This is a genomic window from Metasolibacillus sp., assembly GCF_025291715.1.
GTDB lineage: Bacteria > Bacillota > Bacilli > Bacillales_A > Planococcaceae > Metasolibacillus > Metasolibacillus louembei.
In genome coordinates this window covers 202,309-219,241 of sequence record NZ_JAMBIZ010000001.1, presented here as the reverse complement: position 1 = coordinate 219,241, position 16,933 = coordinate 202,309, and the positions used below count along the sequence as shown (strand labels likewise).

General features: G+C 35.5%; 25 protein-coding genes. 5 read left to right on the top strand and 20 right to left on the bottom strand.

Annotation, left to right across the window (positions count from 1 at the left end; genetic code table 11):
- Positions 1 to 6 precede the first annotated feature (6 nt).
- The 12 genes from M3Z76_RS01225 to M3Z76_RS01170 all read right to left on the bottom strand — a co-directional run bounded on the left by M3Z76_RS01225 (position 7) and on the right by M3Z76_RS01170 (position 4,907).
- Positions 7 to 438, bottom strand: coding sequence for a DUF7168 domain-containing protein (locus tag M3Z76_RS01225; RefSeq protein ID WP_483310134.1), 432 nt, complete (start codon positions 436 to 438; stop codon positions 7 to 9).
- Between the two features lie 42 nt (positions 439 to 480).
- Entirely contained in the window at positions 481 to 756 is a 276-nt protein-coding gene (locus M3Z76_RS01220) for a DUF2786 domain-containing protein (protein ID WP_293919919.1), read from the bottom strand.
- 140 nt (positions 757 to 896) lie between these two features.
- Positions 897 to 1,178: a hypothetical protein gene (locus tag M3Z76_RS01215; protein WP_293919921.1), complete on the bottom strand. Its 282-nt coding sequence runs from the start codon at positions 1,176 to 1,178 to the stop codon at positions 897 to 899.
- A gap of 31 nt (positions 1,179 to 1,209) precedes the next feature.
- The gene (locus M3Z76_RS01210) at positions 1,210 to 1,587 is read right to left on the bottom strand and encodes a hypothetical protein (protein ID WP_293919922.1); all 378 of its coding nucleotides are present in this window, start codon (positions 1,585 to 1,587) and stop codon (positions 1,210 to 1,212) included.
- Positions 1,581 to 2,087, bottom strand: a complete 507-nt coding sequence (locus M3Z76_RS01205; RefSeq protein ID WP_293919924.1) for an ArpU family phage packaging/lysis transcriptional regulator — start codon at positions 2,085 to 2,087, stop codon at positions 1,581 to 1,583. Before M3Z76_RS01205 ends, M3Z76_RS01210 begins: the two co-directional genes overlap by 7 nt.
- A 23-nt stretch (positions 2,088 to 2,110) precedes the next feature.
- Positions 2,111 to 2,350, bottom strand: coding sequence for an ORF6C domain-containing protein (locus tag M3Z76_RS01200; protein WP_293919925.1), 240 nt, complete (start codon positions 2,348 to 2,350; stop codon positions 2,111 to 2,113).
- Between the two features lie 27 nt (positions 2,351 to 2,377).
- Complete coding sequence (locus M3Z76_RS01195) at positions 2,378 to 2,968, bottom strand: Rha family transcriptional regulator (RefSeq protein WP_293919927.1); 591 nt, start codon at positions 2,966 to 2,968, stop codon at positions 2,378 to 2,380.
- An 18-nt stretch (positions 2,969 to 2,986) separates the two neighbouring features.
- Positions 2,987 to 3,382 (bottom strand): hypothetical protein, encoded by a 396-nt coding sequence (locus M3Z76_RS01190; RefSeq protein WP_293919928.1) that lies wholly within the window; start codon positions 3,380 to 3,382, stop codon positions 2,987 to 2,989.
- Positions 3,383 to 3,543: 161 nt separating this feature from the next.
- Positions 3,544 to 4,161 carry a hypothetical protein gene (locus M3Z76_RS01185; protein ID WP_293919929.1) on the bottom strand — a complete coding sequence of 206 codons (618 nt, stop codon included), beginning with the start codon at positions 4,159 to 4,161 and terminating at the stop codon, positions 3,544 to 3,546.
- Positions 4,125 to 4,352: a hypothetical protein gene (locus tag M3Z76_RS01180; protein ID WP_293919930.1), complete on the bottom strand. Its 228-nt coding sequence runs from the start codon at positions 4,350 to 4,352 to the stop codon at positions 4,125 to 4,127. The genes M3Z76_RS01185 and M3Z76_RS01180 overlap by 37 nt, the downstream gene beginning before the upstream one ends.
- Positions 4,353 to 4,365: 13 nt before the next feature.
- Positions 4,366 to 4,551: a hypothetical protein gene (locus tag M3Z76_RS01175; protein ID WP_293919931.1), complete on the bottom strand. Its 186-nt coding sequence runs from the start codon at positions 4,549 to 4,551 to the stop codon at positions 4,366 to 4,368.
- Between the two features lie 107 nt (positions 4,552 to 4,658).
- Entirely contained in the window at positions 4,659 to 4,907 is a 249-nt protein-coding gene (locus tag M3Z76_RS01170; RefSeq protein ID WP_293919932.1) for a helix-turn-helix domain-containing protein, read from the bottom strand.
- A gap of 101 nt (positions 4,908 to 5,008) precedes the next feature.
- Here M3Z76_RS01170 and M3Z76_RS01165 point away from each other — a divergent pair, with 101 nt between their 5' ends.
- Positions 5,009 to 5,227 (top strand): helix-turn-helix domain-containing protein, encoded by a 219-nt coding sequence (locus M3Z76_RS01165; protein WP_293919934.1) that lies wholly within the window; start codon positions 5,009 to 5,011, stop codon positions 5,225 to 5,227.
- A 75-nt stretch (positions 5,228 to 5,302) separates the two neighbouring features.
- Positions 5,303 to 5,938, top strand: a complete 636-nt coding sequence (locus M3Z76_RS01160; RefSeq protein ID WP_293919935.1) for a DUF5710 domain-containing protein — start codon at positions 5,303 to 5,305, stop codon at positions 5,936 to 5,938.
- 46 nt (positions 5,939 to 5,984) lie between these two features.
- Here M3Z76_RS01160 and M3Z76_RS01155 read toward each other — a convergent pair whose 3' ends face one another.
- Positions 5,985 to 6,170 carry a hypothetical protein gene (locus M3Z76_RS01155; protein ID WP_293919937.1) on the bottom strand — a complete coding sequence of 62 codons (186 nt, stop codon included), beginning with the start codon at positions 6,168 to 6,170 and terminating at the stop codon, positions 5,985 to 5,987.
- Between the two features lie 157 nt (positions 6,171 to 6,327).
- Between M3Z76_RS01155 and M3Z76_RS01150 the strand changes: the two genes are divergently transcribed.
- Positions 6,328 to 6,702, top strand: coding sequence for a helix-turn-helix transcriptional regulator (locus tag M3Z76_RS01150; RefSeq protein WP_293919938.1), 375 nt, complete (start codon positions 6,328 to 6,330; stop codon positions 6,700 to 6,702).
- A gap of 43 nt (positions 6,703 to 6,745) precedes the next feature.
- On the opposite strand, the gene M3Z76_RS01145 is transcribed toward M3Z76_RS01150, so the two are convergent.
- Complete coding sequence (locus M3Z76_RS01145; protein ID WP_293919940.1) at positions 6,746 to 6,925, bottom strand: hypothetical protein; 180 nt, start codon at positions 6,923 to 6,925, stop codon at positions 6,746 to 6,748.
- Between the two features lie 499 nt (positions 6,926 to 7,424).
- Here M3Z76_RS01145 and M3Z76_RS01140 point away from each other — a divergent pair, with 499 nt between their 5' ends.
- The gene (locus M3Z76_RS01140) at positions 7,425 to 9,284 is read left to right on the top strand and encodes a recombinase family protein (protein ID WP_293919941.1); all 1,860 of its coding nucleotides are present in this window, start codon (positions 7,425 to 7,427) and stop codon (positions 9,282 to 9,284) included.
- 58 nt (positions 9,285 to 9,342) lie between these two features.
- Here M3Z76_RS01140 and M3Z76_RS01135 read toward each other — a convergent pair whose 3' ends face one another.
- Genes M3Z76_RS01135 through M3Z76_RS01125 form a run of 3 tightly spaced genes read right to left on the bottom strand, consistent with a single transcriptional unit; the run spans position 9,343 to position 11,819 of the window.
- On the bottom strand, positions 9,343 to 9,486 hold the full coding sequence (locus tag M3Z76_RS01135; RefSeq protein ID WP_293919943.1) for a hypothetical protein: 144 nt from the start codon (positions 9,484 to 9,486) through the stop codon (positions 9,343 to 9,345).
- Positions 9,487 to 9,499: 13 nt separating this feature from the next.
- Positions 9,500 to 10,030, bottom strand: coding sequence for a tubby C-terminal domain-like protein (locus M3Z76_RS01130; RefSeq protein ID WP_293919944.1), 531 nt, complete (start codon positions 10,028 to 10,030; stop codon positions 9,500 to 9,502).
- A gap of 10 nt (positions 10,031 to 10,040) precedes the next feature.
- Positions 10,041 to 11,819, bottom strand: coding sequence for a glycerophosphodiester phosphodiesterase (locus tag M3Z76_RS01125; protein WP_293919945.1), 1,779 nt, complete (start codon positions 11,817 to 11,819; stop codon positions 10,041 to 10,043).
- A gap of 134 nt (positions 11,820 to 11,953) precedes the next feature.
- Here M3Z76_RS01125 and M3Z76_RS01120 point away from each other — a divergent pair, with 134 nt between their 5' ends.
- Positions 11,954 to 12,505: a dihydrofolate reductase family protein gene (locus tag M3Z76_RS01120; RefSeq protein WP_293919946.1), complete on the top strand. Its 552-nt coding sequence runs from the start codon at positions 11,954 to 11,956 to the stop codon at positions 12,503 to 12,505.
- Positions 12,506 to 12,584: 79 nt separating this feature from the next.
- Here M3Z76_RS01120 and M3Z76_RS01115 read toward each other — a convergent pair whose 3' ends face one another.
- The 3 genes from M3Z76_RS01115 to M3Z76_RS01105 all read right to left on the bottom strand — a co-directional run bounded on the left by M3Z76_RS01115 (position 12,585) and on the right by M3Z76_RS01105 (position 16,819).
- The gene (locus M3Z76_RS01115; protein WP_293919947.1) at positions 12,585 to 13,943 is read right to left on the bottom strand and encodes an aspartate kinase; all 1,359 of its coding nucleotides are present in this window, start codon (positions 13,941 to 13,943) and stop codon (positions 12,585 to 12,587) included.
- Between the two features lie 516 nt (positions 13,944 to 14,459).
- Positions 14,460 to 14,657: a hypothetical protein gene (locus tag M3Z76_RS01110; protein ID WP_293919949.1), complete on the bottom strand. Its 198-nt coding sequence runs from the start codon at positions 14,655 to 14,657 to the stop codon at positions 14,460 to 14,462.
- Between the two features lie 107 nt (positions 14,658 to 14,764).
- On the bottom strand, positions 14,765 to 16,819 hold the full coding sequence (locus M3Z76_RS01105) for a type IA DNA topoisomerase (protein WP_293919952.1): 2,055 nt from the start codon (positions 16,817 to 16,819) through the stop codon (positions 14,765 to 14,767).
- Between the last annotated feature and the right edge of the window lie 114 nt (positions 16,820 to 16,933).

Here is a 16,933-nt window from a genome sequence, read left to right as displayed (position 1 = left end):
CTAGGTTCAAATGACAATTTCATCATGAATTGTAGATTGGGTATAGTCGATTGTTTCTCCATCTTCCAACCCTCTTTTATATGCTAAACTTTCATTAATTGAATCAATATTAGGCAATTGGAAAGGATTAGCATTGCCAGTAAAACCACTTTCAATTTTTTTATATCTTTCCTCTACCACTACAGGCATTAAAACTACTAAACCGTATTCTTGCTGCAATTGATTACGTTGCTCCTCTAATTTCATTTCTAAACCTTCGATAAACCCAAGCATATAGGCATTCTTTATTCGTAACGTATTCGCTCGATTGCGACTTTCCGAAGTGATAGAATAATAGTGGTCCACATAACGATTCGCATAAAATAGTAATGCTTCATTCGCTAGGATGTACACTTCCTTTGCAATTTTTACATCTGCTGCTAAACCGAAAAATACTATTCTTCTCTTTAGTTTTGAATCACCTTTATGTCGCTTCCAATTTTAAAAGTTTTTAACACGAAAATTTTTAGCAATTACTATCGCAAGTGCTCTTTCAAACCAATACAATGTCTTATAGACAGTGCCAAAATCTTCAATGGTTGAAGCATCTTCTTCTAATCGATTCTCCACTTCACGCTGATCGATATTGTATTTCATCATTAATATCTGTGCTCTTACAAAAGCTGACTGAGCTTCTTCATCATTTGCATTATCTTCTGCAATAGCTAATAAGCCTTTTACTTTCCGCAATATTGCATCAATTTTTTCATTATCCATAATACAACGCCTCAATTAATATCATTTATTAGGCTTAAAATAAGGCCTATTAATCCCTTTTTTTAATTGATCAATATAACCATCTGCAACCCATTTTTTATAAAAAGAAGCAATTTGATAATCCATATAGATTCCTCCCCTTACAAAGCAATTTCATGCTCTTTAAAAAGATGACGTTCACCAGCGAAATCTACTAGATATAGTTGATTACCTAGTACCTCAATAATTTCGCCTCTTTTTTTAAAAACAATAGGTAGATAACTTTCCAAGTAATAATATGATTCTGGATCGCTTTCAGCTGTAATGACAACGCGAACACGATCTCCAATTGAAAATATATTTGTATGAGTTGATGAAGATGGCAACAAATCAAAAATTGTAACTTGTCCTAACTTTTCCATTTCTTCTGAATAAGTTGTCATATTTATGCATCCTTTCTGAAATTGAAAAAATTCATAATTCCTTTAAATTTATGCCTAATTCGACAGCTTGTTTTTCTAGTGTTTTTAATTCCACTTGTTTTCTCAACGCATCTAGGTATCGTTGTTCCTCTTCTTTTTTCTGCTGTCGGATTCTCTGTCTATTTTCTGCCTCACACTCTATTTCACGTCTTTTTTCTACTATCTGCTCCAAAGTAATATGACAAGATTCACAAATAAGGACTTTAATTAGATATGATGGACGAGGGGACTCAATAATTTCCCTTAAAGCTTTATCGTAATTAATTAACTCAAATTCCTTTAAATTAATCTGTCTAGTGCCATCTTTTTGAAGAATCACGCCACAATTTTCACACTTTTTTTCTGATATTTTTTTCAGGATGTTTAGCATTCCCAATCTCCTTCCAGAACTGTTTCAGTATTTTCAAAAATTTTTTCTTCTATTAAAGTTACACCCAGCCAATAAAGCGCCTCTTTTTTCATTCGGTAGTATGTTGTACGTCCCACATTTAATTCCTGATAAACAATTAAATCCGATCTATAGCGTCCATCTGGAGCACGTTGTAAATATTTTTGTTCAATAATTTGCTTATGTGCAGCTGGTAATCCGTCCAAATTGACATGAAAAATGCGCAGCCATTCACCAGCTGATACTCTTTCAATGGCTGCTGCCTCGGTTTTACTAAAAAATTCATTACTCCGACTACTAGGTATGTCAGAAATACGACTGGTTAAGCTAGGTAAAGATTTAGAATGTGCACGTAAAGACATTTCAAAGTATTTTGAAATACAATGTTCTAAAACCCAGTTAATAATTCGTCCTTTATCGTCTTCCATTGCTGTCTTGCCAACAATACTTAAAATTTTTTGTTCCTCAATTATTCTTGACAATTAGAATCACCTCACTATCTAACTTAACCTCTCCATTTTGCTATAAAATGTAATGCGTTTTGCATTTGGTAACGTGGAATATCTTTATACGAATCGACACCATATCGCTCTTTTAATGCTCTAAAAAGAGATTTGAACAATACTTGCCGTGCGTCTGGTATTTTTGTTAAAGTGTATACTCGTTCTGAAACAGCTTTACGTATACGTATTTGTTCTCCTTGCTGCAACGGCTGTGAAGGAATCATTTGTAACTGTTTTTCCATAACACCATCTCCTTTTTTAGTATTTAATTATTTATTAGTATCAATAAGTACACTCTCCAATTTTGGTGAGCCCCAATTCTCTATAAATGAGATAGCATCTAACAATTTGCTACGTGGAATATCTTTGTAAGACATCACAGCAAATTGTTGACGCAATGCTTTATACAAAGCCGTGTAATATTTTTGTCTAGCAGCAGTTGTAAGTTGTGGATAGGCTTGTTTAATAACACACTGCACCAACCTACTTATTTGTTTTTGTTCACTTGATAATAATGTTTGATTTTGTTCAGCCAACAATTTATGTGTGCGATTAAACGCTGCTATGTATAGCTCTTTAAATTGCATGGCTTTCTCTCCTGTGTAACCCATTGCTAACATGACAAACCCATCAAAACTAAGTGTATACATAGGCATTTTTCGCCCTTGCGCATTGGTGTAATCGCACTCTCCAAAATTGGCGAGTTTAAATGCTTCCGAACATTTTAGACCTCGAATATCTCGTAGAACCTTGTCATGCCCTTTTTGAAAAACTTCACTAACGATACGACTATTTGTAAAGGCTGCGCCTTTTTCTACATACACAATTTCTTGTTGATTTAATAATTGTTGGAGTGTCATATCAGCTCCTCCTTCCCTTTACTCTCTTTCAATATTTTTTTTCACCGTTTTAACTCGCTTTTCCATGTCAGGTTTATACTCTGAAACCATTGTAGTTAATTTAAAATTTTCAACCTGCACCTCATACTTGTGATAAAGAAGTGAGTCATTTTCTTTACTAATGTCAGGAAGAGAGTGTTGTACCTCTTGCCCCTCTGAACAGTATTTTTGTATTTCATCTAACCCATATAAACTAATTACATAATTCTCACCTATCTTATAAATAGATAAAATATTTAACTCCAATGCTCTTTGTTTAATAAGGGCAGTTAGTTCAATTAACTTTTCATTATCCGACTGACAAAATAAAAACCCTGATGTACTATAACTTTCTTTTTCTTCACAAAGTGCAACAAATTCTTTCAATTGATCCATTAGATTCAATCCCTTCTTTTGTTTTCATTTTTCTGTTTATAGGTTTCCCATCAAGTAACCAACAACTCCACTACTTATTGTCGATAAGGGGGTTTAGTAGAGTTGTAAGCTACTTGATGGGAGCGAGTTGTCTCCCTCGCTCATGTGATGTAATTTTTTGTCTAACGCCCATAATCGGCATCCTTTGGTTTCGTCTCTCTAGTTGCCTCATTCAATACTCCTGCTAATTCGAGCACCTTAGTATGACGATTAAATGTGCCATCGTTCATTTCCCTGAAATCACGTGGGCTGAGTAACTGAACAGTCATACCTAATGAATTGTTCTTACATAGGATTGTTTCCCATGACCACTTTTGACCATAATCATGCCAACTTATTGAAATCCAAGCTTCACCTCCATGTGCATTGATACGCTCTACCAAATTCTCAGCAATCGCTAAACCTAAATCAGTAAAAGTTTCATGATATTTACTTACAGTCAATTGATCTTTTGTATACAAACCTGATCCTTTTAATTTATAGAGATTGGGTTCACCAATTTCAGATGTGTAAATATCTTCAATTTCACAAAACCAATGTTTTCGACTATTTTGAACAAGAGCCATATTACCAATTTCTATATCAGTCTTTTTTTCTACAAATTTCTCCCCCTGTTGCTCCAGTATGTTGTGATAAGCATCTACAAGCTGTATTAAATCCATACGACTTACCGTTGTTGTCACATTCCAATCAGCTTGCTCTTCTAAACTGTCCATAATGCGTTGTAGAAACGTTGACATGGCTCTTCACCTCCAACACGAATAAATTTCATTGGCTCAGGGAGAGTCATTCCATCCCTACCATTGGATGTACTGTATGAACCACATGATGGATATTTTTGCTGTAGCTTCTTCAAACAATCTGCTTTTGTACCTTCTACGTAAATTTTCCCTGTTGTGTGTCCGATAGCTTGGACTAATAATGGTGTCATATAACTAATCCTCCTAATTTGCTTTTTTATTATTATTGTTAATAGGTGCAACCATACAACTGATGTTCAAAGGTTGCATTTCTTGAATGGCTTTTTGTAATTCATCTTCTGTGTAAATGCCATACTTGTTAAGAGCTGCCCATAATTTTTCAATACGGCTACCATTAAATTCATTGGTTGAATTTTTTGCTTTTGCCATTATCTCCATCCCCTTTTGAAATTTAGTTTCTTTTCTTAGAGTTTTACTAAACGGGTAACATCTATTTAAACTTTTACTCAATGCGTAATATCAACTTTTTCTGTATACTAGAAGTAACAGTTTTCTGTACCAAGTATGTAAACATGATAGTATTCAGGAATCTCCGCAACGTTCTTCGCCAAAAGTACACGTTGCGGAAGTCTGAACATATCTTCCAGTTTGTTTAAATTACTTTGTGATAAAAAGGCTTTGCCAGCTTCTACTCGTTGATATTGCCTTGTGCTAATACCAATGAATTGAGCAACATCACTTTGAGTAAGACCTTGTTTTACTCGGAGTTTTTTAAGTAACAACATCACCACCCCTTACTTTTTAAAACGTCATTTAATGACGCCTTGTGTTTATTTTAACGTCATTTAATGACGTTAGTCAAATGTTTTTTAAAGGAGTTTTCTTTTTGGATAACTTTGCAAAACGCCTTTTACAATTAAGAGAGCATAAAGGCATTTCAAATCAGGTTATAGCTGACCTGTTAAATGTTCAAATAAGGGTTGTTCAAAGGTATATCAAAGGTGAAACAACCCCACCTTTAGAAAAAGCTGTAATATTAGCTGACTACTTTAACGTTTCACTAGACTACCTTGTTGGGCGTTCCAACGATCCTACTAGGCATTAAATCACATGGTACAGAAAACTTGTTATAACCCTATTGTTTATACAAATAAATACTCAGATAGGAGGTTCTCTCGAATTGCCAATCAAACTTAACGTTCCAGTTTATGAGTCACAAGAAACACGAGAATTTATTAAATCGCATGGTGCAAGATGGAACCCTAATGCAAAAACTTGGTATATTCCTGATTACATTTGCAATTTAGCACCCTTTCAAAAATTTCTTGATAGCGACTTTAAAAGATACATCTTCAATCCTAGAGAATCGTATTTCATTTTAGGTTATGTTTACTGCCATTCTTGCGAACATCAAAATCTTGTTGGTGTCTTTGCTAGTAGTGACTACAAAGAACATCTAGGGAATCATCGATATACTCGACATAAGAATTTAACGCTTTTTGGAAGTATCATAGAATCCAATATAGAAATGACCAATTGGATGTGTTCCTTGACAAATTGTTTTCAACCAGATGAACTTACGAATGTCGAATTTAACAACTATTGTAATAACTGTGGTGAACGGATGTTAGAGTGTGATTACATCAATGAATACACTGTGCTTTATCCAAACAGAATAATAGATGGTCTCAAAAAGAACTATGTAGCCTTTAACATTTCTCCTCTATACTATGATTTTTCGTTTTATTGTCATGAAGAAGGTTCAATCAGCGAAAAAGCTACAAACTATTTAAGATATCTATTAAAGAATAGTTAAATTCAACAAGGGTATATCCAAAAAATGGCGTACCCCTTTTTGCTTATTATGAGTCGCATTCATCCGCTTGTTTTGCACTCTCTTTTGATTCCCTCTTGACTGTTAAAGATTGATCTGCCTGCATCCCCATCAAAAACCCTTTAGCAACCCATTTTTTGGGGGTGTCCAATTTTTTTACCATTTCTAAAATTTCTAACATTTCCTCAAATGAGATTTCTTCTGTATATGCCATTTTAAACACTCCTTTCTATCAATATTATTTCTTAGATATAATAATATATATTTAAAATATAATTTAAACAGAATACAAAGTCAATATTTACATGTTAAAATTTATTGCTTAGAAATATTTCGTGGTGTACTATTATTAAATGAAGGGGGGGTATACCTTGAATGAACGTTTTAAACAACTAAGATTACAGGTCGGACTAAATCAAACTGATATGGCAAACAAATTAAATTTGTCGCAAGCACACATCTCAGCGTTAGAGAAGGGAACAAAAATATTCACTAACAGACTTGTAGATGATATTTGTCGAAAATTTAATGCTTCAGAAGAATGGTTACGTACAGGTAATGGGGAAATGTTTGTAGCAAACATTAAGGATAAAATTCTTAGTAAAATCCTAGTTGACGCTACTTTGCAAGGAGATGATCTCATCAAAGATATAATGATTAATGCTAGTAAACTAACTAAAAATCAAAAGAAGGCATTTGCTCAATTTTTAAGTTCTCTAATTGAAGATGAAGAGGACAAAATATAGCTCAGTTTTATAAAAACTTAAAATTAAAAAGAAGCAACCTAATTTAATTAGGTTGCCTCTTTTCCTCATGTAGAAAATCCTTAGATAAACAATACAAAAAATTCAATGCAGCAATGTTTTCAATCTGTAACACCATTTCGACAATTCTCAGATGATTTTCAGTGTAATTACTATTGTATTCTACCAATAGTTTTTCTAGTGCGTCTTTTAGTTCGATTTTCACTATTATCACCTCTTGGGTATATATTAACAGAACGTAAGTTCTGTTTCAATTATGAAATTGTATCTATGGTCTTCATATTTTACCAAGCCCATACAATTTTTCCTTATGCCAATTTTATATCTAAATTTAATATAATTGAGTCAATTTCATAAATGCCTTTTTACTCGAAAAACACGAATAATTAAGATTGTAATCGACTAAATAACAAAAAATATTCGGATTATAAAGGTGAAATTGTCTATTATAAAATCAAATATTCGCATTTATTTAAAATAAATCGAATTATGAAATTGATTCAATTGTAGTAGAATAATTTTCTTTTAAATAAATATTTTTCTAAACTAGGTAAATACAATAAATGATTTTTCTTAAAAATTCTTTATTTCATTAATAATTTTGCTAAATGACAAAAATCACTCCATTAAATATAGACTAAAACAAGGATACTCATATTTATTTTATTTTTAATAAGTCATAAAAATTATAGGAGGAATAATTTATGAAAAAAGCAGCATTATACATACGGGTAAGTACGTCTCATCAAGTTGATAAAGATTCGTTGCCATTACAACGCAAAGATTTAGAAAATTACGCTAAATATGCACTAAATATTGAAGAAACAGTTGTATTTGAAGATGCTGGTTACTCTGCTAAAAATACTAAACGCCCTAAATATCAAGAAATGATGCAGCGTATTAAAGAAGGTGAATTTACGCATCTAATTGTTTGGAAGATTGATCGTATTTCGAGAAATTTAAAAGACTTCACTGTTATGTATGAGGAATTGAAAGATTATGGCGTTACTTTTGTATCCAAAAATGAACAATTCGATACATCTACACCTATAGGTGAAGCAGTGTTGAAAATTATTCTGGTGTTTGCAGAATTGGAACGTCAACTATCTTCAGAACGTGTAACTGCGGTCATGTTAGATCGTGCACAGCAGGGAATCTGGAATGGTGGTGCTGTCCCAATAGGTTATGCGAAAAATTCGGATAATTCATTTCCTGTTGTAGATGTCAATACTGTTGCTATTGTAAAAGATATTTTCAACCTTTATGAATCTGTCAAATCTACAAGAATAGTTTCCCAAAAGCTAAGAGAAGAAAATATCAGCACCCAATTTGGTGGCGAATGGCAAGCGAAAACTGTTCGTGATGTTTTACGAAATGAATTCTATATAGGTACTTATAAATATAAAGATATAAAAATTGAAAATAACCATCCAGCAATCATAGATAAAGAACAATTTCTTCGTGTAAATAAGCTTTTAGATGATAATTACCGAGGACTAACAGATGTAAAACGCGCAAATATTCATACTCATATATTTTCTAAAATGATTTATTGTGGGAAGTGTAATATGTTATTATCGTCTGGCTTAGATGGACCTCGAAAAAATGGTTATCGCCCTTCACGCTATATTTGTATGAACTTAAATGTAGCAAAAAGTTGTGATAACTATGTTAGCGATATGGTTGTTGCTCCTTTTATTTTTAACTATGTATCTAATTTAATACGGTTGCAGCACCGCATAACTGCTAATCATAGTATAAGAGACATAGAAAGAGCTTTATTACGCGGGAATCCGTTTCTTGATGTAGTTGGTATAGATACCACAGCGCTAAAAGACACATACAGAATACTTACTCGCGGAAGAAATGATTACGAGTATACTGTGACTAAGCAATCTGATAAGGTTGTAACTAATTTAGAAGTAGAACGTTTAACCAGAGAAAGGAAAAAATATGAAACATCATTAAAACGCTTAAAAAATCTATATCTATTTGACGAAAATGACATGAGTGAAACAGAATATGTACTTCAAAAGCGCGAAATAATAAATTTTCTTGAAAAAATAGATGATAAATTGTATGAACTTAATAAAAACAATGAAAATATAAGTGAAGTTTTCGTTGATAATGCTCAACATTTTTTAATTACCAAAGAAATGGAGCAAGTTCGTTTTATAAATTATCGTGAACTTGAGGATACTGTTGGTAGAGAAGTTATGGCTGATTTTGTAAGGGAAATCATTTCACGTATTGTTGTAATTGATAAACGTATACATTCGATTACTTTCAAGAACGGCATTACTCATACATTTGCTTATAAAGCTTTGTTGGATAGCAAAGCCCCAGCTCCAGCTCATATGCAATATAGAGAATACAAAGAAGCTGTATTGGAATACTTAAAAGAAAATGGTTCTGCTACAAGAAGTGAGCTTCAAAAAGCAACAAATATTACTATAGGTAGCATATATATTTTGTTAAAAGAATTAATTACAAGTGAGCAAATTATCAAAACAGGACAATCGACATTAACACGCTATCATTATAATCATGAAAAAACCACTTGAAAAACTAGAATTTCAAGTGGCTTTGCCATGCTTTAGAAACCTTGATATATCTATATTCTTACGCAATCGTTAGTCTATTTACTAACGGTAACGGAAATGTTACGCTCTCTCCTTGTACTGCAGCTAATAAGCCTGCTACATCTGTTGATACCATTTCTAAAAGCTGTTCACCTGTTGTTGTTAGTGCAAAAATAACATTCATTTTCTATCTCTCCTTACGAACCTATAAATAATGTGGCTTGGCTAATGGCTGCGAAAAAATCCACTTGCTGGATAGGGCTATTCGGTTCAATTTGCAAGGTGACATCAAAAGTATCCTCCTGCTCCTTGTATACCGCCTGCCAGCGTGCAACCACTTCGTCATTCACTAAAAAGCTTGACCATCCTTCCATCTGTTTATCAATTTTCATCGTGCCATTTGACCAATGAATGGCTAGCTCTGGTAAGCCGATGCGCCAGTTTTCATATGTGACTGTATAGCGCTTGTCCTGCGTATAAGAAAACGCCTCAAACCAAAGCTTGCCTCGACGAATCTTTTTAGTAATACGGAATGTTGGCTCCTCCCGCATATTCCTCACCTCATATGTGAGGAAATAGCGATAATCAAAATAGCCATCGACAAGCCGTTTCAATCTATTGCTATAAACACGTGCCACATAACTGACCGTTTCACCAGCCTCATTGTTAATAGCTACTTTTTCTGTCGAGGCAATATTTCCTGTTAATTGATACGTATATTGATTCATTGTAAGCTCCTTAAAATAATATCGTCAATTTATTATAAATACGCTTTAAAAAATAGGTTGCATTACTTAGCATCGTACGACTGTCCTTCGCTGTATCTGGATGATTGGTAATTAGCCCATCCACGCCTTGCTCTAAAAAGTATTGCATATCACGCTCCGTATTGACCGTCCAAATAAACAGCTCCATTTCGCTCTGTTTCGCTTGTTCGATCAATCGACCTGATGCAACGTCCTGCTGTATGGCGATAAAATCAGCTTCGATCGGTGGGATTCTACCAATATAAAGCGCAAAAACAAGCCCTACCTTTAAACGAGGCTCTAATTCATTTAATCGCCAAATAACCTCGCTATCTAACGATTGAATATAATGCTTTTCCAGTGCATCATACTTCACAAGCAGCTCAATTAAACGCTGCAAATAGTCCTCTGTTTCATTTCCATGAGGCTTTATTTCAATCAGTAATGGCATATTAAGCTCCTCACTTTTTTGCAGCATTTCCTCTAAGGAAGGAATTTTATCCTGCAATTTGCCTGCTCTTACTGTCATATTCGTTAGTTCATTTAATGTGAGTTGATGCGTTATTTCTTTACGTCCAGCCATTCTCGCTAATGTCGCATCATGGAAGACAACAAATTGCCCATCCCTCGTTTGCTGTATATCGATTTCTACCATATCAGCCCCTGCTTGTGCTGAGGCAACAAGTGAGCTTATCGTATTTTCTACACCTTTTTCCATAAACCCTCGATGGGCAATTATTTTCGTTGTTGGCTCATACAATGCCTTCTCTAAATTAATCACCTGTACAGCACTCATTAAAAAATAAACAAAAATCGTACAAATAATCGCCCAGTGCATTATCGTTTCACGGAAAGATTCATGCTGAAGCTCAATAGGTGGCTGTCGCGTTAAACGAAAGGCAACAAGTACAACAAGCTGTGAAAAAACAGCCTGTAATAACGTAAATAAAAGCAGCAACAGCCCTTGTGCAAACGTCAATGTAAAGGCTGCTGTAACAAGTGCCCAGCTTGGCATCACCCGCTCAATAATGAATAGTGGTAAAAATGTTAGAGCTAATAAAATAATCGTTAAGCTAATATGCAGCACGAGTATTATTGCTAACATACCAACAAGCTCAAATAAACGGCGTTTCGAAAATTGCCAGCTCATTTTAACCGCCTGTGAAATGGTCGTCCATTGGTAAATTGTAAAATACGGCATCGTCAAAATAAAACGCAAACCAATTACAAACAACAGCAGCATACCAACTATATACAACATGCGCCCTTTTGAGGATGTCATAAGCTCATCTACAATAAAATCAGGGATGCTTAAGCTTTGTGTAATAGTAGATGGCAATATAGAAGAAATCAGTGGCATTACTAGTATTAAATAAAGAAACAGCAAGCCTGTTTCAAAGCTCACAAAGTAGACAACCTTTTGATTTAGACGGCGCCATAGCTGCTGCAATGTATAGGAAATACCCCTTTGCTGATGATATGCAAGCAAAATGAGCATGCCCATTTCATAATAAATAAACAACAGAACAATTAAAATAATTAGCGTCAGCACAAATAAAAACAGCGGATGTGCGAGGAGCTGTACGATATTTCCCTCTGTAATGCTATCGATTTTTAAAATATGTAATGTAGCAGTTATTAGTAATGAAATAGACGGTAGGGCAATAAGCAATTGAAAAAGTCGAATCGCCAAAAAGACGCGAATATAATCTACTCGATACATGTAAATATTATGAAAAACTAGTCGAGTGATACGCAAAATGCGCTCCATCCACTCACCTCCAGATTCTATTTTACGCAAAAAGCGACAACTTGTATGCAAGAAAGCTCAGCTCTCTACATTGTTTCTTTCCCCTTACAATGATAAAATCAAACTCTTCACCTTAAAGCAAAAGGAGTAAGAATATGCAAAATAACGAAAGAAAAATCATTTTAGATTTAGCAGTGACGTTAGATGGCTTTATTGAAGGGAAAAATGGAGAAATTGATTGGTGCATTATGGAGCCTGATATGAATTTCACCGACTTTTTGAATGACATTGATACAATTTTATATGGCAGAAAAAGCTACGATCTATGGGGGCATTTTACACCTGAAACGAATGAGGAGGAAAAACAATTTTGGGCGATTGTCCATAGCAAAGAGAAATACGTCTTTTCAAAAACACGGCAGCAAGATGACAGCAAAGCCATTTTCATTCAAGAAAATATTGCCGAGGAAATGACAGCACTTAAAACAAAGCCTGGTAAAAACATTTGGCTTTATGGCGGCGCTAGCCTGATTACAACCTTTATCCATTTAGGGCTTGTTGATGAATTCCGTTTATCCATTCATCCTGTTGTTTTAGGTGAAGGCAAGCCGCTATTCACAAATATAGCAGATCGTTTAAACTTACAATTAGTTAACACAAGAACGTTTTCATCAGGTGTAGTGCAATTAGTGTATCGTTGCCAGTAATGATTCGCTCATTAAACTATGAAATTCGCCCGCAAGACAAAAAAGAGGCGGTCTTGTTTTCAAGACCGCTCTCTTATTTTTAAACTGTTGTATGGGCAAAAAACTCTTCATATAGCGCTTTTAAAATTTGATTCTCATATTGGCTTAGCACACCGAACACAAGACTAACCTCTGAAGAGCCTTGATTAATCATTTCAATATTGGCACCTGTATTGGAAATAGCTGTTGCTGCACGAGCCGCTAAGCCTGTGTTATGACGCATACCTTCTCCAACGATCACGACCATTGAGAAATCGTGGCGGAAATGCACATCCTCCGCTTGCAGCTCTTCTTTCACACGCTTCATAATTCGTGCTTCAACCTCATCATTTAATTGGTGAGAGCGCATAATAACTGAAATATCATCAAGTCCAGATGGTGTATGCTCATATGAAATATTTTCTTCCTCGATAATTTGCAGCAAACGTCTGCCAAAGCCAACTTCACGATTCATCAAATATTTCGATACATACAAAATAGAAAACCCGCTATCCGTCGCAATGCCTGTTACAGGGCTACCTGTTGCTGGGCGCTTCGGCACAATACGTGTACCAGGTGCAGCAGGATTATTTGTGTTTTTAATATTTACTGGAATTCCTTGTTTATAAACAGGCATTAACGCTTCATCATGAAATACAGAGAACCCTGCGTATGAAAGTTCACGCATTTCACGGTATGTGATTTCCTTAATTTCCATTGGACAATTCACCACTTTCGGATTTGCTGAAAAGACGCAATCAACGTCTGTAAAGTTTTCATAAAGCTCTGCACCAACTGCAGAAGCTAAAATCGAACCAGTAATATCAGAGCCGCCACGATCAAATGTACGTAGCACCCCTGCCTTTGTATAACCGAAGAAGCCTGGGAAGACAATAATTTCCTCCACGTTTGCAAGCTTCTTTAAATTATCATAGGTTTCAGGCAAAGCAAAAGTTCTTTCTGGTAAATCGTTAACGATTAAACCTTCTTTTGGGCTTATATATTTGGCAGGCATTCCGATTGAACTGAAATAAGCTGCGATTAGCTTGGCATTATTATCCTCACCACTTGCCTTAATGCTATCGATAAATTGTGCTTTTTCTGATTGATCCGCCGCTAAACGTTCTCGCAAATCAGCTTCGATAATCTTGATAATAATATCATCTAACCCTAATTCTGCTGCAATATCAGCATAGCGTTCAATCACTCTATTCAACTTCAATTCAACATCTATATTGTGCAATGCGCTATCCGCAAGATCAATTAATAAATCAGTTACTTTAATATCATCGTCCGTGCGTTTGCCGGGAGCAGATACCGCAATAATTTTTCTTGCTGGGTTCGCCTTTACAATATTCGCAACTTTTTTAATTTGCTCAGCGTTCGCAACAGAAGTTCCACCAAATTTACATACAATCATTCTACCAAATCCCTTACCTTATAATATTATTGTATCCCCTGAAAAAACATTTGATTTTACACAGTGTACAAACTTATCAGAAATACGTCAATACTATTTCCAATAAGTTTGTGTTTTTTTTATAAAAAATGAACATTTTCAAAACATTTGCACTTATTATATGGTTTTTCATTCAAAAAAGTGCAAAAATTCTAGCTATCAATCAATTACGCCTCGGCGTAATTGCGTCCAGATTTTTTTCAAGCTTGCTTGAAAAGCTCTTTTTCAAAATCTGTGACATCCGCCGGAGGCTTTTATCTTGGTGCAGTGGGAGTTTGGACACCCACTGCACCAAGATAAAACAATTCAGATAAGTTTTCATAAATTACTATACAGAGCATTATTGTAAACGCATATACTATAAAAAACAATAGAAATCTGAGTTGATTAGTAAAGTTTATTTTTAGCTCGAAAAATCTAGCATTCTTTTTAACAAAATGAAAAAGCCTGCACCATGGTGCAAGCTTTTCATAATCATTATCCATTTTTTCTAATTTCCTGAACCTGCTCCACAGACAGGCCCGTTACATCGGCAATCCATTCATCTTCTAAAAAGCCTTCCTTGATTAAGCGAACTGCAATTTCACGAGCTTTTTGTTCAATTCCATCCTCATAAATCCTATCATACACGTAGGCGAATGTTGGAGATAGGTCTTCCCTTCGAATCGATTCCATTTGTAGGCCCCTCTCTTCATAAATTGCAATATTTCTTGGTTTAATTTTTTTAGTAAGTTCTTTCGGTAGTGTTAGTAAATAATCTGTAAAATACAGTTGTTTCCAAACTAAAAAATAAACTCTAACTTCCCCTCCTGCAATTTCAAGCGAGCCTTGCCCTTTTTACCGCTTTTCCATGTGAAGCGGATTTCGCGGGTTTCTTTGCCTGTGAGTAGCTTTTTTGCGTCTGTTGGCGTTACTTTACCTTTCATCAGCACTTTGCTAATCGCAAATTTACATGCTTTGTTTTGACATGCATAGGCACGGAAGCCTTCTATAACAGGCTCCTTACATAGCGGGCAGCTTCCTACGATGACAATTTCCTTTTCAGCGACCTCCATTTGCAATGCTTTCATACGTGCCGTTGTGTCTTCTACAAAGGCAAGCATTTCACGGTAAAAGGCAGTAGCATTTAAACCACCATCAACAATGTCTTTCAGCTTTTTGCTCCAAACGGCTGTTAATACTGGTGAAACGACATCATGATGAGCTAAGCTTGCGATGACATCAATGCCGAAGTCTGTGGCGGCTAGTGCTTTCCCTTGACGTGCTAGCATTCCGATTGTTAATAGCTTTTCAATAATTTCGGCACGTGTAGCGGAGGTACCAATTCCTTCTGCATCCTTTAATATTTTTTGTAGCTGTGCATCCTCCACAAAGCGCCCTGCATGGAACATCGCATCGAGCAGCGTGCTATCTGTGTAACGCGGTGGTGGCTCTGTCATTTTTGACAGCACTTGTACATCTTCAATCGGCAATAGCTGATCTACTTGTAAAGACGGCAGTGGATGCTCGCCTTTTTTTCGAAATGCTTCATATAGAACTGTGTAACCTTTTTCAACAATCGCATTGCCTGTTTGCTTAAAGAGCTCACCACCTGATTGTAAAATGACAGTTGTTTTATCGAATGTGTAGGCAGGTAAAAAAATCGCTAAAAGTCGTTTACAAATAAGATGGTATACTTTCCATTCTGCCTCTGTTAGCTTTTTGTGTCCCACTGCTACATCTGTTACTGTAATGGCATGATGGTCGGTCAATTTCTTATCATCAACATAGCGCTTTGAGGCAGTGACCTGTTGAATTTTTTGTGGATTGCCTAAAATGCTAGCCGTCACTTCTTTATATTGTTCCACTGCACGTATCGCTTGTAAATGTGCGGCAATATTTGCGGCAAAGGCTGTTGGTAAATGCTTTGATTCTGTACGTGGATAAGTGATGAGCTTTTTTTCATATAAGCTTTGCGCAATTTTCAATGTCGTGGCAGATGTAAAGCCGTAAAATTTATTCGCTTCCTTTTGCAGCTCTAACAATGAATGAAGCGGTGGTGCAGGCAATATTTTACGCTCTGTGTTTAGCTCTTTCACAAGCGCTGTTGCTGTAATACGTGCGACGATTTCCTGCACTTTGTCAGGCTGTATTTTATTCGTGTTTTGGATTGGATCAAACCATAATGCAGTCATTTCAGGTAGCTGTAGTTCAATCTGCGCATAGGGCTCTGGCTTGAAGTTGCGAATTTCCAGCTCTCGCTGCACAACAATCGCAAGGGTTGGCGTCATAACACGCCCTACTTTAATTGTACGCCCGCCCTTCACTGTGGCAACACGTGTTAAATTTAAGCCAATCAGCCAGTCAAATATCATGCGATACATCGCCGCATTGCGCAAATTACGAATTAATGCATCATTTTCATCTAATAAATGCGTTAATGCCTTTTGGATAGCACTATCCGTAGTTTGCGATGTCCAAAATCGTTTAACAGGCAGCTTGCAGCCTACTTTTTTATAAAAGGAATAAAAAATATTTTCACCTTCCATTCCTGCGTCACACGCATTAATAATAAAATCATAGCGTCCTGCTTTGAGCTTTTGCTCCAGCTCCTTGTACACTTTATAGGCCGTCTTTTTGACGCGGAATTCGTAGCGCTCAGGCATCATTGGTAAAACAGCTAAATCCCACTTTTTCCATTCCTTTTTATATTCATGGGGCTCCTTTAACTCCACAACATGTCCCACAAATGAGGCAAAGTCAATTGTGTATGGCAACTGCATCCGCTTATATACTTTTTCAATATCTCGCATTAGCGACGGCTTTTCGGCAATGAGTAGTGCTCTCACTTTATACATCGCTCCCTTCTGTTATTTCCATTATATTAAACGCACATATGTTTGTAAATTTCTTTCTAAATACATTTCTATTTTTTCCATATTTAATATATAATGAAACAGAATATTGAATTG

Bases quoted from the DNA above. Each gene is read 5' to 3' on its own strand.
- M3Z76_RS01215 (WP_293919921.1), bottom strand. From the start codon at position 1,178: ATGACAACTTATTCAGAAGAAATGGAAAAGTTAGGACAAGTTACAATT.
- M3Z76_RS01140 (WP_293919941.1), top strand. From the start codon at position 7,425: ATGAAAAAAGCAGCATTATACATACGGGTAAGTACGTCTCATCAAGTT.
- M3Z76_RS01190 (WP_293919928.1), bottom strand. From the start codon at position 3,382: ATGGATCAATTGAAAGAATTTGTTGCACTTTGTGAAGAAAAAGAAAGT.
- M3Z76_RS01130 (WP_293919944.1), bottom strand. From the start codon at position 10,030: ATGAATCAATATACGTATCAATTAACAGGAAATATTGCCTCGACAGAA.
- M3Z76_RS01200 (WP_293919925.1), bottom strand. From the start codon at position 2,350: ATGGAAAAACAGTTACAAATGATTCCTTCACAGCCGTTGCAGCAAGGA.
- M3Z76_RS01170 (WP_293919932.1), bottom strand. From the start codon at position 4,907: ATGTTGTTACTTAAAAAACTCCGAGTAAAACAAGGTCTTACTCAAAGT.
- M3Z76_RS01210 (WP_293919922.1), bottom strand. From the start codon at position 1,587: ATGCTAAACATCCTGAAAAAAATATCAGAAAAAAAGTGTGAAAATTGT.
- M3Z76_RS01155 (WP_293919937.1), bottom strand. From the start codon at position 6,170: ATGGCATATACAGAAGAAATCTCATTTGAGGAAATGTTAGAAATTTTA.
- M3Z76_RS01105 (WP_293919952.1), bottom strand. From the start codon at position 16,819: ATGTATAAAGTGAGAGCACTACTCATTGCCGAAAAGCCGTCGCTAATG.
- M3Z76_RS01135 (WP_293919943.1), bottom strand. From the start codon at position 9,486: ATGAATGTTATTTTTGCACTAACAACAACAGGTGAACAGCTTTTAGAA.
- M3Z76_RS01175 (WP_293919931.1), bottom strand. From the start codon at position 4,551: ATGGCAAAAGCAAAAAATTCAACCAATGAATTTAATGGTAGCCGTATT.
- M3Z76_RS01115 (WP_293919947.1), bottom strand. From the start codon at position 13,943: ATGATTGTATGTAAATTTGGTGGAACTTCTGTTGCGAACGCTGAGCAA.
- M3Z76_RS01180 (WP_293919930.1), bottom strand. From the start codon at position 4,352: ATGACACCATTATTAGTCCAAGCTATCGGACACACAACAGGGAAAATT.
- M3Z76_RS01185 (WP_293919929.1), bottom strand. From the start codon at position 4,161: ATGTCAACGTTTCTACAACGCATTATGGACAGTTTAGAAGAGCAAGCT.
- M3Z76_RS01195 (WP_293919927.1), bottom strand. From the start codon at position 2,968: ATGACACTCCAACAATTATTAAATCAACAAGAAATTGTGTATGTAGAA.
- M3Z76_RS01220 (WP_293919919.1), bottom strand. From the start codon at position 756: ATGGATAATGAAAAAATTGATGCAATATTGCGGAAAGTAAAAGGCTTA.
- M3Z76_RS01120 (WP_293919946.1), top strand. From the start codon at position 11,954: ATGCAAAATAACGAAAGAAAAATCATTTTAGATTTAGCAGTGACGTTA.
- M3Z76_RS01110 (WP_293919949.1), bottom strand. From the start codon at position 14,657: ATGGAATCGATTCGAAGGGAAGACCTATCTCCAACATTCGCCTACGTG.
- M3Z76_RS01125 (WP_293919945.1), bottom strand. From the start codon at position 11,819: ATGGAGCGCATTTTGCGTATCACTCGACTAGTTTTTCATAATATTTAC.